General features: G+C 33.3%; 1 pseudogene. It reads left to right on the top strand.

The annotated features are described in order from the left end of the window. Window positions 1–630 (top strand): annotated as a pseudogene (locus tag ES765_RS21555) (IS1595 family transposase); the annotation flags it as partial.

Consider the following 630-nt stretch of genomic DNA (forward strand, 5'->3'; position numbering starts at 1 on the left):
TTTGTAAAAGAATTGCCAAATGATGATGCCTGTAAGGCATATTTAGCGAAAATAAAATGGCACGATGGTTTTAAATGTATGAAATGTGGTCACACAAAAGGATGTGAGAAATCTGGGTACAAGTATCATTGTTACGGTTGTAATCATGTTGAAAGTGCCACGGCAAATACATTGTTCCATAAAGTTAAATTTGGGTTGCAAAAAGCCTTTTGTGTTGTGTTTGAAATGAGTACGAGTAGTAAAAGTGTTTCAAGTATTCAGATGGGAAAACGTTTTGACATTAGACAGGGAACTGCTTGGTATTTTATGCAAAAAGTTAGAAAATCAATGGCAAGTAGCCAAAATTTTCCTTTGACCGAAATTGTCCATGTAGATGAATTCACAGTAGGAGGAAAAGAAGAAGGTAAGCAAGGTGGAAGTTACAATTCTAAAAATAAAAAGAGTGTATGTGAAATCAATCGATGATTATTCTGCTAAATCATTAACACAAATATTTCAAGAGCATATAAGTACAGATGCAAAAATAGTGACAGATAAATGGAGAGGATATTCACCACTAAAAAAGGACTATGATATCGAACAGAAATTCAGTAACAACGGTAAAAATTTCAAAGAACTGCACATAGTGAT

It is taken from the genome of Maribacter sp. ACAM166, from assembly GCF_005771495.1.
GTDB lineage: Bacteria > Bacteroidota > Bacteroidia > Flavobacteriales > Flavobacteriaceae > Maribacter.